General features: G+C 45.5%; 17 protein-coding genes. 1 reads left to right on the top strand and 16 read right to left on the bottom strand.

From position 1 onward, the window contains the following. Positions 1-14: 14 nt before the first annotated feature. The 8 genes from resB to VQ00_RS12505 form a co-directional block, all read right to left on the bottom strand. Entirely contained in the window at positions 15-1,631 is a 1,617-nt protein-coding gene (gene resB / locus VQ00_RS12540; protein ID WP_046180473.1) for a cytochrome c biogenesis protein ResB, read from the bottom strand. A 13-nt stretch (positions 1,632-1,644) separates the two neighbouring features. Continuing rightward, positions 1,645-2,181, bottom strand: coding sequence for a thiol-disulfide oxidoreductase ResA (gene resA / locus VQ00_RS12535; protein ID WP_046180472.1), 537 nt, complete (start codon positions 2,179-2,181; stop codon positions 1,645-1,647). Positions 2,182-2,300: 119 nt separating this feature from the next. Beyond that, entirely contained in the window at positions 2,301-3,032 is a 732-nt protein-coding gene (locus VQ00_RS12530; RefSeq protein ID WP_046180471.1) for a pseudouridine synthase, read from the bottom strand. Positions 3,033-3,157: 125 nt separating this feature from the next. Next, on the bottom strand, positions 3,158-3,667 hold the full coding sequence (locus VQ00_RS12525) for a spore maturation protein (protein ID WP_046180470.1): 510 nt from the start codon (positions 3,665-3,667) through the stop codon (positions 3,158-3,160). Next, entirely contained in the window at positions 3,667-4,248 is a 582-nt protein-coding gene (locus VQ00_RS12520; RefSeq protein ID WP_046180469.1) for a nucleoside recognition domain-containing protein, read from the bottom strand. Before VQ00_RS12520 ends, VQ00_RS12525 begins: the two co-directional genes overlap by 1 nt. Further along, positions 4,242-5,294, bottom strand: coding sequence for a D-alanyl-D-alanine carboxypeptidase family protein (locus tag VQ00_RS12515; protein WP_046180468.1), 1,053 nt, complete (start codon positions 5,292-5,294; stop codon positions 4,242-4,244). Before VQ00_RS12515 ends, VQ00_RS12520 begins: the two co-directional genes overlap by 7 nt. Before the next feature lie 54 nt (positions 5,295-5,348). Continuing rightward, the gene (scpB, locus tag VQ00_RS12510) at positions 5,349-5,921 is read right to left on the bottom strand and encodes an SMC-Scp complex subunit ScpB (protein ID WP_046180467.1); all 573 of its coding nucleotides are present in this window, start codon (positions 5,919-5,921) and stop codon (positions 5,349-5,351) included. Next, positions 5,918-6,649, bottom strand: a complete 732-nt coding sequence (locus tag VQ00_RS12505) for a segregation/condensation protein A (RefSeq protein ID WP_046180466.1) — start codon at positions 6,647-6,649, stop codon at positions 5,918-5,920. Before VQ00_RS12505 ends, scpB begins: the two co-directional genes overlap by 4 nt. A 142-nt stretch (positions 6,650-6,791) precedes the next feature. On the opposite strand from VQ00_RS12505, the gene VQ00_RS12500 reads away from it, so the two are divergent. After that, positions 6,792-7,307 carry a DUF309 domain-containing protein gene (locus VQ00_RS12500; protein ID WP_046180465.1) on the top strand — a complete coding sequence of 172 codons (516 nt, stop codon included), beginning with the start codon at positions 6,792-6,794 and terminating at the stop codon, positions 7,305-7,307. Positions 7,308-7,314: 7 nt separating this feature from the next. Here VQ00_RS12500 and VQ00_RS12495 read toward each other — a convergent pair whose 3' ends face one another. The 8 genes from VQ00_RS12495 to spoIIAA all read right to left on the bottom strand — a co-directional run bounded on the left by VQ00_RS12495 (position 7,315) and on the right by spoIIAA (position 13,318). Beyond that, a complete protein-coding gene (locus tag VQ00_RS12495) occupies positions 7,315-7,668 on the bottom strand; it encodes a GNAT family N-acetyltransferase (protein ID WP_046180464.1) in 354 nt (117 codons plus the stop codon). A 196-nt stretch (positions 7,669-7,864) separates the two neighbouring features. After that, a complete protein-coding gene (gene lysA, locus VQ00_RS12490; RefSeq protein ID WP_046180463.1) occupies positions 7,865-9,184 on the bottom strand; it encodes a diaminopimelate decarboxylase in 1,320 nt (439 codons plus the stop codon). A 106-nt stretch (positions 9,185-9,290) separates the two neighbouring features. After that, positions 9,291-10,706, bottom strand: a complete 1,416-nt coding sequence (locus VQ00_RS12485) for a spore germination protein (RefSeq protein WP_052728527.1) — start codon at positions 10,704-10,706, stop codon at positions 9,291-9,293. Between the two features lie 14 nt (positions 10,707-10,720). Continuing rightward, on the bottom strand, positions 10,721-11,137 hold the full coding sequence (locus VQ00_RS12480; RefSeq protein WP_046180461.1) for a stage V sporulation protein AB: 417 nt from the start codon (positions 11,135-11,137) through the stop codon (positions 10,721-10,723). 1 nt (position 11,138) lies between these two features. Further along, positions 11,139-11,735 carry a stage V sporulation protein AA gene (locus VQ00_RS19390; protein ID WP_046180460.1) on the bottom strand — a complete coding sequence of 199 codons (597 nt, stop codon included), beginning with the start codon at positions 11,733-11,735 and terminating at the stop codon, positions 11,139-11,141. 39 nt (positions 11,736-11,774) lie between these two features. Beyond that, entirely contained in the window at positions 11,775-12,512 is a 738-nt protein-coding gene (gene sigF, locus VQ00_RS12470) for an RNA polymerase sporulation sigma factor SigF (protein ID WP_046180459.1), read from the bottom strand. An 18-nt stretch (positions 12,513-12,530) separates the two neighbouring features. Beyond that, positions 12,531-12,971: an anti-sigma F factor gene (spoIIAB, locus tag VQ00_RS12465; protein ID WP_046180458.1), complete on the bottom strand. Its 441-nt coding sequence runs from the start codon at positions 12,969-12,971 to the stop codon at positions 12,531-12,533. Further along, positions 12,956-13,318: an anti-sigma F factor antagonist gene (gene spoIIAA / locus VQ00_RS12460; RefSeq protein WP_046180457.1), complete on the bottom strand. Its 363-nt coding sequence runs from the start codon at positions 13,316-13,318 to the stop codon at positions 12,956-12,958. Before spoIIAA ends, spoIIAB begins: the two co-directional genes overlap by 16 nt. Between the last annotated feature and the right edge of the window lie 42 nt (positions 13,319-13,360).

Below are 13,360 nucleotides of genomic sequence, written 5' to 3'. Positions count from 1 at the left end.
GAGCATGTGCCCCCTTAATCCTTTTGTCTGTCCTCTGGCTCCGGAATTGCCGTGCCGTTCAGAACAGAGTGAATTTCCCGTTTTAAGCCGTGCCAGTTTTTGTTTGTATGACCGGCCACGTAAATATGCCCTTCTTTTTCCCGAATCCAAAGACGCCGGTGATTCCAGTATGCCCCTTGAATAACGCCAATCATAAAAATAATGCCGCCGAGCGCTAAAATTGGAAGCGTTAAATCTTTCCGGATTGTTAAGGCGGATACATCACGGGTTTCCAAGTTTTTAAACGCCATTTTATATTCGTTTTCACCAAGCGGTTCCATCGTGTTGCGAATTTGGGCGAAGCTCACTTCCCCGTCCGGTGTTTCCGGCGTGATCATATTAAAGAGAAACGCCGGGTTGTTTGGCAGTGGTGATTTTGATGTCGGTTCGCCTGATTCGCTAAACCCGTCAAAATCCGGATAATAGCCACGAAGCTCTACTTTGTAGCCGCTGCCAAGATCATAGGACTCCTGTTGGTCAAATAAATCGACCACAATTCCACCAAACTCTTCACCTGTTTCTTTATTTGTCAGCGCAAAATGCATCGCTTTCATTTCATCCTGGCGGAAGCTTGTCTGGTAAACCGCAAAGCTGTCAAATTTCATCGGCTGGTTTACCTGAATCGACTCCGTCTGTACTTCTGTCAGTTCCGGATCAGCACCAGGAAGTTCATTGTTTGCATCCCGATACAATACCGCATCGGTCTGGTAGTTTTTAGCCACCGTTCCCACCCGGTCAATCGCTTCGTCAAATACTTCTGGATCTTCGCCTTCTTCATAATTCTCTAAAGTGAACCCATTGTTTTTCACGTAATATGCGCCGTCTGTACCCGGCACTTGAAGCGTTTCTCCTTCGCGAATCCAAAGCAGCTCATCTATGTACATGCCTGGAACAGAACGAAGCAGCGCCCCAAACAAAAAGATAATTAATCCGACGTGATTTACATACGGGCCCCATCTTGAAAAACGGTTTTTTTCCGCCAAAAGCGAGCCATTTTCTTCACGGATTTTATATCTTTTTTTCATTAGTTCTGTCCGTACTTTTTCCATTTCTCCCCGCTGCAATACACCTTCCTGCTCCGCAAAAAGCCGCTGCTTCTTCATAAACGTTTCATGCCGGTCGACACGCTGGTTTTTCAGCGCGCGGTACAATGGAATAACCCGGTCTAGGCTTGCGATCACGAGCGACACACCAAGTGCCGCAATCAGCGCGCTGAACCAGATCGAGTTATACAAGTCATGAAAGCCGATCATGTAATAGATTTTACCGAATACGCCGTATACATCTTCGTAATACGTTTCAGCCGGCATATTGGATGGAATGTAAAATTCTTGCGGCAAAATCGTACCGAATGATGCGGCAACGAGCAAAAGAACAATAATCCAAATGCCTACTTTCACCGATGAAAAGAAATTCCATACTTTATCAATGATCGTTTTGTTGTACGTTTGCGAGCGGCGCGCACTTCCTTCATAGCGCATATCGACGAGCTTCTCTTGTTTTGCTTTTTCCGTCAGCGCCCGCCCGCACGATTCACATAAAATCGTGCCGTTCGGATTTACATGGCCGCATTCGCACTTCACTTTCCCCATACGAAAACTCCCTTTACGATGATGGTTTTACCCGTTCGAACAACGCTCGGACCTGCTCTTCTTGAATTAAGCCGCCGATCACAATTTGATCAATGGTCCCATCCGGCTTAATCATAAAGGTTGTCGGAAGCGGATCAACCCCGTACGTATCCATCACTTCTTTTCCCGAATCAATGGCAATCGGGAACGTCAGGCCGTACTGTTTTGCAAAATTATTCACTTGAAAATTTGACTCACCTACATTAACGGCCAAAATTTCCACCTGGCCTTCATACTCTTTTGCCAGCTTTTCCATATGCGGCATTTCTTCTTTGCACGGTTCACACCATGTGCCCCAGAAATTTAAAAAGACACCTTTTCCTTCGTAGTCGGAAAGCTGATGTGTTTCACCATTTAAATCAGTCAGCACGAAATCAGGGGCTTTTTCCCCCGCCGCTAAATTGCCGCGGGATTCTTTTGTTACATTCGTATACAGGGCATAAACAACAAGTCCGGCCAGCACTGCCAAAATAGCTGTCCGCATATAAAGCCGTTTTTTCTTTTTGTCCATCTGTCAGCCTCCAAGCCCGCACAAATCACACAGGCATGTGTAAAAACTACGTACATTATATCATTACTTCTCACTTTTAAAGAAAACCGCCCCCGTCTTTAATGTGACAGTTTTATGACTTAGCGGAGAGCACCTGTTTCCGCGAACGTACGCAGCTGCTTAATTTCATGCGCTGTCAATTCACGATAATCGCCTGCGTTTAAGCCGTGCAGCGTTAAATGGGCAAACCGGTCGCGGCGCAGCTTTTGCACCGGATGTCCGATTGCTTCAAACATACGGCGCACTTGCCTGTTGCGTCCTTCGTGAATCGTAATTTCAAGCAGCGAACGATTTTTACTTCGATCAATCGACAGTTCTTTTACTTTAGCCGGAGCAGTCATGCCGTCCTCAAGCTTCAATCCGGACATAAGCCGTTTTAGCAAATGACGCTGCACGATGCCTTCTGTTTTGGCAATATACGTTTTCTCCATTCCATAGCGCGGGTGCGTCATTAAGTTGGCAAATTCACCGTCATTTGTTAACAGAAGAAGACCTGATGTATCATAATCAAGCCGTCCGACCGGAAAAATACGCTCTTGCACTTCCGGGAAAAAGTCAACGACTGTTTTTCTTCCTTTATCATCGGTTACAGCTGAAATGACCCCACGCGGCTTGTAAAACAAATAATACACTTTCCGTTCCCGTTCAAGCGGCACCCCTTCTACCCGAACATCATCATTTAACCCTACTTTCGTTCCTAGTTCCGTAATTCTCTTGCCATTAACAGTGACTTTTCCTTCCTCAATAAGCTGTTCTGCTTTTCTGCGCGACGCGATTCCCGCCTGCGCGATCACTTTTTGCAATCGTTCCATCTATTTCACCTCTATAGTTGTCTTTTCGTCCATTAAGCATTATGGCACAAATATCGAAAAAGGAAAAGAAAACTTAATAAGCGTCCCACAGCCGCCTGAAGCTGGACAAGCATAAAAAAACCTGGCTATAAAAGCCAGGATGCTGCGATGATGGAAAAGAGAAATGCCGCTGCATCAGCCATCAAGCCGATCTTCAGTGCATCTCCGGTTTTTTTAATGCCGGCTGCGCCAAAGTAAACAGCGAGAACATAAAGCGTCGTATCTGTACTGCCCTGCATAATAGCGGCAAGTTTCGCAATATACGAATCTGCGCCGTGCTCTTGCATTAATTGATCCAGCATCGCCAGCGTCGCTGATCCGGAAATCGGCCGGATTAACGCAAGCGGCACCACCTCCGCTGGAATACCAAACAGTGACAGGAATGGTGCCATCCATGATGCAAGCTCTCCAGCAGCCCCTGATGCACGAAAGACAGCGACCGCTGCCATCATGATGACAAGGTGCGGCACGATTGCGATCCACGTGTACATACCTTCTTTCGCTCCATCTGTCAGCGTTTCATAGATGTTCACTTTTTTGTAAAGCCCAATTCCGATAACAGCAGCAATGATAACCGGCATAAGCCAGACTGCCATTACCGTCTCCTTTTATGCGCGTAATAGCGGTCAAGAAGAATGGCAAAACAGAAAGACATAACTGTCGCAAATAGCGCCGGCAAAATAATATCTGTCGGGTTTGATGCCCCATGCTTTAAACTAATCGCAATGACGGTTGTCGGAATCAGTGTGACCGCTGCTGTATTCAGCGCGAGAAAGGTCACCATCGAGCGGCTCGCTGTATCTTGATCCCCGTTTAGCTTTTTCAGCTCCCGCATCGTTTTCAGGCCGATTGGCGTGGCCGCATTGCCAAGTCCGAAAAAATTAGCCGCCATGTTTGATGCAATATAGCCAAATACCGGGTGTCCATCCGGTATTTCTGGAAAAAGCCGTCCAAGCAGCGGCTGAACAGTATTTGCCAGTGTTTTGACCATTCCTGCCTTTTCCGCTGTATTCATTACACCGGTCCAAAACAGGAGAATGCCCGCGAGTGAAAGCGCCAATTCAATGGACTGCCCCATTGACTGAAAAAGAGCCTCGTTGACGTCCGCCATCGTTCCGTTTACAGCCGCAAAAAGAAAACCGCTCAGCATTAAAAAAGCAAACGCCGCGCTTACCATACGATCAGCTCCTTTTTGATTTTTGTCCAAAAAGATGGCGGGCTGCTTTTCGTTCGATAAACGGGGGTGGACGCTTTTTTTTCTGTTCCGATCCACAATTCAGCCGTTCCTTTTTTATTAGAACTGAGTACAATCCGAAGATAAGCCGATTTTTTTTCCTCAGAGGTCATCGGATAACGGACCTGTTTTTTTGCATAAAAGGATTCGGCTTCCCCCGGTACTGAAAACGGCGTTTTTCCGACGATGACTGTTTGTTTATAAGAAGAAAAGGCATAGTCAAAAAGAGAAGTATGATCCAGCCAGTCATTTGGTGCATTCAACGTCACTGCGACTACTCCCATACTGTTTTCTTTAGCCGTTGTCACAAGCGTACGGCCCGATATTTTTGTGAAACCAGTTTTTCCGCCCGTGATGATGCCTCCGTTCCGGACGAGCCGATGCTTATTTTCCCATACACGAACCGGCTTGCTTTTTGTTTTATATACGCTGGTCGAAACAATTTTTCTATATGTTTCATTTTTCATCGCCGCTGCTGTTAAAAGGGCCATATCGTAGGCAGTTGAATAATGGGCAGGGTCATCGAGGCCATGCGGATTCATAAATGACGTGTTGCGCATGCCGAGTTTTTTTGCTTTTTCATTCATCAAAACGACGAACTCCTCGGTTGACCCCCCAACATATTCGCTAATTGCCGTAGCCGCATCGTTTCCTGAGCGAAGCATTAATCCATAAACAAGCTCTTCAAGCGTCAGCTTGTCCCCTTTTTCCATATAAATACTAGAGCCTTCTACTTGACGGGCACGATCACTAATTGAAACTGTTTCTTTGAGCTGGCCGGATTCAACGGCAAGCAGCGCCGTCATGATTTTTGTAATGCTGGCGATCGGACGACGTACATGTGCATCTTTTTGGACCAAAACCCGCCCGCTTTCCATATCCATTAATACCGCATTTTGAGCTGAAAGAGACAGTTCCGCTCTTATGACCGATGGCATCATGACCAGCCCCAGGAGCAGCATGAAAGCGAACAGCTTTCGTTTCTTCATGGGCCCGCTCCTCTCCTTTTTCACTACTATATGAAAAAAGAAAGACGAGCATGACTATTCGTCGAGCGCTTCTTCAAATCGGCCGAAAAACAGATCCGCTTCTTGCGGCATAGGAATGTCGCCTTCTTCCAACGGCGGCAAATCGGTAATGCTTTTCAACTGAAAGGCATCCAGAAATTCAGTCGTTGTGGCATATAAAATCGGCCGGCCTGGGGCATCTGCACGGCCCGCTTCTTCAATGAGTCCGCGCGCGCACAGTGTCGCAATCGGCCTGTCAGTCTTGACTCCGCGGATATCTTCTACTTCAATACGTGTAACCGGCTGGTTGTACGCAATGATTGCCAGTGTTTCTAAAGCGGCTTGGGACAGTGTTTTTGGTGATGGCTTTTCAGCGAGCTGCTGAATATATGCTGCATTTTCTTTTTTCGTCATCATCCGGTATTCATCTCCAAATGATGTAATCATGATGCCTCTTACTTCATCCTGTATAAGTGAGTCCGCCATCGACTGGAGAATCTTTGTTAGTTCGTCTATTTGAATATTAAGAACAGCCGCCATTTGGCCAGCAGTCAGTCCTTCGTCTCCCGCTGCAAAAAGCAGGCTTTCAATAATGCTTTCATTTTTCATGTTTCGTTTCCTCCAGCCGTCACATATAGATCGGCAAAATTCCCTTTTTGCGAGACCACAATCTCGTTTTGCTTCATTAATTCTAAAATAGCCAGAAAACTGACAACGAGTTCATTCCGTTCATTTGAATCAAACAAGTCATCAAACCGGATTGGCTCTTTAGAAGCCCATAATTTTTCTTTGAGTATCTTCATTCTTTTTTCCACCGACAGTTCTTCCCGCCGGACGGTCGCTTTTGGCGGCACCGCCAATTTTTTACGACGTGTCATTTTTTGAAATGCACCAAGCATATCGAAAATCGACACATTCAGCGGTCCTTCTGCGTTTGATGAAAAAAGCTGGTCTGCAGGCGGCCTTGAAAAAAGCTTTGTCCGTTCTTCTTCTAACTCATGCAGCCTGCCAGCTGCTTCTTTATATTTTTTATATTCTATTAATCGGCGGGCCAATTCATCTCTCGGATCTTCTTCGTCCATATAGTCCTCTTCTTCTGACGAGTGATCCGGCAAAAGCGAACGGCTTTTCATCGCAATTAATGTTGCAGCCATGACGAGGTATTCGCTCGCTACATCAAGCTCAAGCTGCTGCATCGTGTTCACATATGATAAGTATTGATTCGTAATTTCCGCTGCAGGAATATCGTATATGTCTATTTCAAGCTGCTGAATTAAATGAAGCAGCAAATCAAGCGGTCCTTCAAACGAATCAATTTTCACTTTATATTCCATCATTCGCTCTCCTGTACTTATTACATTTTTAGCATCCCATCAAGTATAGTCTATTTCACGTGTTCTTTCAGCGTTTATAGTTGAGAATATGGCCAAAACATGATACTCTTAAAACTAATCCGACCACTTGACTGGGGGAAAATGAATGTATTCGTATCCAGTGCCTTATCTTGCCTTTTTGGCACACTTTCATATTGACTGTGATTATTTTGAATGTCACGAGCTGTTAGAAGAACATTGGAAGGAAACAGACGGCGCCCGTGATTCCATTTGGGTCGGCTTCATTCAGTCCGCTGTTTTTTTATATCATTACCGGCGTGGAAATACGGCCGGAGCGCTTCGCATGGCGCAAAAAACATTGCGCTGCTTTAGCCGTAATGAGCAGGCACTGATCCAGCTTGGCATTGATCCGGAACAATTTTTGTTCTCCATCCGGCAAGCGGCTGATAAGATGAAAAACGGTGCTCCATTCAAGCCGATTGCTATTCCCATCACAGATGAACGGCTTGAAAAAGAGTTCAGGCATTTTGCCAAGACCTTTCATCCGGAGTTGAATGAACGATTTTTAACAGATAAACATTTGCTGCGTGACCGCACTGACGTGTTAGAAGCCCGTGCAGCGGCGATCGCATTAAAAAAAGCCGGTAAGATGACGATGTAATCGTCCTTTACCGGCTTTCTTTCATACATTTTTCGAAAAATCGGTTCGTTGCCTCATTTGGGGCAACGGTCCGGTCCGAAAATAATTTTGTCACAGCCACAATCATTTCCGTTCCAATTCCTTCATCGCGGAAAGACGGATTGACCGCAATATGCAAAATTTCAGCTTTCGTTTCGCTGACGGCGACACCAATAACTCCGACAAGATCCTCGTCCACTTTCCAAAGAAACAACTGTCTGTTATCACCTGATTCGTAACACTCAATTGTTTCTTTCAGTGTGCGCAGCTCTTTCTCGCGAGGCATATAGGAAAGTAAGCCCATCGCAATTTTCTTAAACGCCTTTTTATATCGAATCAGCATATAAAATCCCTCTTCAATTAGCAGGATTTACCTGCTTAATATCGCCACGTTTCTTATCTTACTAAATCCGAAGCACAATCGCAAGAACATTCCTTTAATTTACAATAAAAATCCAGTAATATAGTCCCCATCCAAATGCCATCACTGTTAATATAACAAGTAAAATAATATTGTTTTTCATTTTACATGTCCTCGGTCAGTTTGTTTGCGGCAGCCCAAGCGGCAAGTCTAATTTTATTAAATCATCAAATGTTTCGCGGCGAATAACCAGCTTCACTTCGCCTTTTTCAGCAAATACAACCGGCGGACGTGGAATTCGGTTATAATTATTAGCCATTGAATAGCCGTATGCTCCAGTACAAAACATAGCAAGCAGATCACCGGTTTCCGCTTTTGGAAGCGGCAAATCCCAAATAAGCATGTCTCCAGATTCACAGCATTTTCCAGCTATCGAAACAGTTTCTTCAATCGGATCGTTCATCCGATTCGCCAGTACTGCTTCGTATTTCGCTTCATATAAAGCCGGACGGATGTTATCACTCATGCCGCCATCAACAGCCAAATATTTGCGCACATTCGGCACATCCTTTACCGATCCCGTTTCATAAATGGTAATACCGGCATCGCCAACAAGAGATCGACCAGGCTCAATCCAGATTTCCGGCATCGTGAGCCCGCATTTTTTCGTTTCATTTTGTACTTTGCGAATAATTTCTTCAACGTATGCAGCGGGTTCAAGCGGATCATCTTCAGCTGTGTAACGAATGCCAAAACCGCCGCCCAAATTCAGCACTTCTGATTCGAACGACAGTCGATTGTGCCAATCTGCCAATTTGCCGATAATTTTCTCGGCAGCAAGGACAAAACCGGTCGTTTCAAAAATTTGCGACCCGATATGGCAGTGAAGACCCAGCACATGAATAAACGGCTTTTTAAGCGCAATGGTTAACGCTTCTTCCGCTTGGCCATTATTTAAATCAAAGCCGAATTTTGAATCTTCCTGGCCGGTTAAAATATAATCATGTGTGTGTGCTTCAATCCCTGGTGTAATACGCAGCAAAATGTTCATCACCTGATTGCGCGCTTCACTGATCTCCCCGATCATGTTCAGTTCATGAAAATTGTCGACCACAATGCAGCCTATGCCCGCATCAAACGCCATTTCAAGCTCTTCACGACTTTTATTATTTCCATGAAAATGAATACGCTCTGCCGGAAAGCCCGCTTTTTGGGCCGTGTACAATTCACCTCCTGAAACAACATCAAGAGAAAGCTCTTCCTGCTCCGCCAGCTGCATCATGGCGACCGATGCAAATGCTTTGCTTGCATACGCCACTTGCGCGGTTACACCCAATTTGTCAAACGTCCGTTTAAATCCTCTCGCACGCTCGCGAATAAGTGCAACGTCATATAAATAAAGCGGCGTGCCAAACTGAGCGGCTGCTTCCACCACATCAACACCGCCAATTTCCAAATGTCCGCGGTCATTTACAGCCGCTGTTCCATATCTATGCATATGTATAATCGCCCCGTTCTATTATCGTTATGCCGTTTGCCCGGCATGAGAATAAAAGTACTATATCATACATTCACCCCCTGCTCAATATATGAAAAATCACCGGTCAGTGAGAATCCATCCGGTTAATTTCCGGGATTCCCGTCTGTTCCGGTGCCTGTCGTCTGATCAAAATCGCCCAAAGAGAAGCAGCGTCAAAAGGAATAAGCGGCCATAAATACGGGGCTCCGAACGGCTTTAGGCGAACAAGGTATAAAAAAACGAGCATCATGGAAACGACAAATCCAACCGGACCGAAGAAAGCGACAGCCACGAGCATAAAAAGACGCGTCATTTTATTCGCCAGCCCCAGCTCATAGCTCGGCGTTGAAAACGTGCCAATAGATGCAATGGCTGTGTACAGGACGACTTCCGGTACGAAAAGCCCTGTATCAATGGCAATCTGTCCAATCAAAATGGCAGCAACGAGGCCCATTGCAGTTGAAAGCGGCTGAGGGGTATGAATTGAGGCAACGCGGAGCCATTCAATCCCTATATCTGCAATAAAAAGTTGAGCGGCAAGCGGAATCTTCGTTTCTTCATTCGGACCGATAAAAGAAAGCGCCTGTGGAAGCATGTCAGGATGTTCTGAAAACAGGAGCCAAAGCGGCAATAAAAATAGTGACATCCACAAACCTGTAAAACGAAGCAGCCGAATGAATGTCCCCGCAGCAGGCAGCTGCCGATACTCTTCTGCATGCTGCATATGCTGCAAATAAGTAGCTGGCATAATCATGACGGCAGGAGAAGTATCCGTATATAAAAGTACGTGCCCCTCCATCAAATGGGCCGCGGCAATATCCGCGCGTTCTGTATACCGGACAAGCGGATATGGGTTGTAGTGCTGTTTAATTAAGAATTCTTCTATTGTTTTGTCTGCCATTGGCGTACCAACTGTTCCAATGGACTCCACTTCTTTTTTTAATTTATTAACCAGATCCTTTGATGCAACACCGTCCATGTAACCGACAGCAACATCCATTTTCGAAATTTTCCCTGCTTTCATCATTTCAAACCGGAGCCGGCCGTCCCGGATTCTTCTTCTCGTAAGAGCCGTATTCACAATAATGTTTTCAACAAATCCATCACGAGAGCCCCGGACCACTTTTTCCGTGTCCGGTTCTGCCGGCTGCCGGCCCGGGTAACTTCTTACATCTATTATAAATAAGGCGTCCGGCACCGCAATAACAATCAGTCCAGACATAAGTGCCACCGGCAATTTAGAAAAGTCATCAACTTCTTCGACCGCCTGATGAACGAGATGCTCCTTGACCAAAACGGCGGACGATTCATTTTGCTTTTTTTCAAGTGACAAGAGCGATTCGATAATCTCGATGATAAATCGAGTATCACAAAGCCCATTAATAAAATAAAGATGAAGCGGCTCCCCGGCCACTGTAAGCCGCCTTACGCCTGTATCAAAGCTTTTGCCAAGCCCTGCTTCTTTTGCTAAATACGCATCAATTTTTTCAGGCCTGATCATTGTAATGCCTCCTTTTACATCGGTGAAAATACAATCCATTGAATGAGTGAGCCGGTCATTTTGCCAAGTGCCACAGCCATCATCAAAACGTTAATCTCGGCATAAACACCCGCTCTCCTAGCTAGTATCGGAAAGACATTTAATACCTCTGTTAATGCTGCTGCTGCCATACCGATAAATAATCCGCTAAATAAACCGATAAACGCGGTGGTAAAAGCCGGCCAATGTAGATGCACATTAAAAATGTGCAAAAGTGTCCCTGCTACTACACCGAGGACCAGTGACCGCTCATACAATTGAATGGATGATTTTGTTTTTGTCGCCGACATCAGCCTTGGAATAACCCCAAGAACTGTAATAAACGCAACGTATCCCGCACCTGTGGCCAACCCACCGGATAAACCTAAAAAAAGGATGATGGCAATGGTCATTTTACGGCTGATCCTTTTCATTGGCGGCAAGATAACCGTTAATATCTTCTTCATATTTGAACATTTCCAAGTCAAGCGGACCCGGCTCTTCATTCAACCGCTTTTGCCAAAGCCGGTTGAAAAATAAAATCATCCCAAGACCGAGACCGATCGAATAGGGGATTTGCAGCAAGAGCGGCTGTTCGTTTTTTACACCCGTTATTTTTTCATATATTAGCACATGTACTTTTTGCATCGATACGTCTTCATGAAAATTCATAATTGTCAGTGCAGCACCCGTAAATAACACAATCCAAACAAGCGCTATTTTCCAAAAAGAAGCCGGCGTATTTGCCGGCTGAAGGCTGACAATAGATTCAGTTTCGCCTGCAATGACGACTTGTGTATCCGGGAACTCTGTTTTTAACGCATGAATCACATCAAGAACTGTTACGATGACTACGTTGCCGGCTGATGGCTGAACCGTTTTAATAACGAGCTTTTCTAAAATCGGCTGCGCTTCTTCACCCACCTCTGCTTCGGCCACATCAAAAAAAGAAATGCGCCGTTCGTCAAGGCGAACATGGCGCTTTAAACTGATGTATACGATTTGCTCCATAGCAGCACCTCCGCTTTTTACGAAGTTTCCCCGTGGCTGCTATTTTTTATTCATATCCTCCCTCAGACTTTTGATAATCTGCTTTTCAAGCCTTGATACCTGCACTTGAGAAATGCCCAGCCTGTTTGCGGTTTCCGCCTGGGTACAGTCTTTAAAAAACCGGAGAAATACAATAAGCCGGTCACGTTCAGGCAGCTTTTCAACCGCTTCTTTAACGACCAGTGAGTCAAACCACTCTGCTTCTGGCGCTGCAAGTTGGTCAAGCAGCGTGATCGGTTCACCTTCATTTTCATAGACTGTTTCATGAATCGAAGCCGGACGCCTTGAAGATTCCTGCGCCATCAGTGCTTCTTCCATCGAAATATCGAGTTCCGCGGCTAGTTCCTGAACCGTGGGCGGACGCCCAGTCTCTGCCATAAACGCTTCTCGTTCACGCCTCATTTTTCCAGCCGTTTCTTTTAAGCGTCTGCTTACCTTTACTTCACCGTCATCACGCAAAAAGCGCTGAATCTCGCCAATAATCATCGGAACTGCGTATGTTGAGAACTTCACGTTGTAGGAGAGATCAAACTTATCAATGCACTTGATTAAGCCGATGCAGCCAATTTGAAACAAATCTTCTGATTCATGGCCGCGGTTTAAGAATCGATGCACAACCGACCAGACGAGACGCGTATTCCATTCTACCAGCTTATTGCGCGCTTCGACGTCGCCGGCCTGACTTTTTTCAATCAGCCCTTTCACTTCACCATCGGACAGCTGCACAGCCTGTTTCATCGGATTACTTCCTGTCCTTTAAACACAGTTAACACGCTTTCCAGCCAGTCGTTTTTTGAACCGGACGACTGTTCCGGAGGAGGTACTTGATTCGATTTCCAGCCGGTCTGTAAAGTGTTCCATAATCGTAAAGCCCATACCAGCTCTTTCCATTTCAGGCCTTGTCGTAAAGAGGGGTTCTTTCGCTTGCTCGATATTGCCGATTCCCTGCCCTTCATCACGCACAACTACATCGATTTCCCCGTCTTCAATCGTTGCACTAATATAAACAATTCCAGCCGGGTTGCTGTCGTACCCATGAATAATTGCATTGGTCACAGCTTCTGAAACAGCTGTTTTTAATTCAGCTAAATCATCCACTGTCGGATTGAGTTTTGCCGCAAAAGACGCAACCGCTACACGCGAAAACGCTTCATTTTCGCCAAGTGCATTAAACGATACGTTCATAGCGTTTTGCATGACGATTCCCCCAATCGATCCAGTGCTTCTTGTTCAGTTTGATCCACATACATAATTTTAAACAATCCTGAAAGCTGAAACAGCCGTTTCACTTGCGTATTTAACCCGCAGACTGTCACACTTCCGCCCATTTCATTTACTTGCCGGTAGCGGCCTAAAATAACACCGAGACCCGAACTATCCATGAAAGGAAGGCCCGACAAGTTCCAAATCAGGTGCTGCGATTGATTCGCGTCTATTTGTTGTTCTGTAAATTCCTTTACCTGCTCGGAATAATAATGATCAAGCTCCCCTGTCAGTCGGATGATAAGAACTTTCCCTTGTGCTTCTGCTTTCATGGTTACCATCGTAATTCCTCCTTTATGTGCTGATACGTTCATTTCTTTTTC

Source organism: Domibacillus tundrae (genome assembly GCF_000970675.1).
Taxonomy (GTDB): Bacteria; Bacillota; Bacilli; order Bacillales; family Domibacillaceae; genus Domibacillus; species Domibacillus tundrae.
The sequence above is the reverse complement of the archived record's forward strand: the minus strand, read 5'-3'. Positions and strand labels throughout refer to the sequence as shown.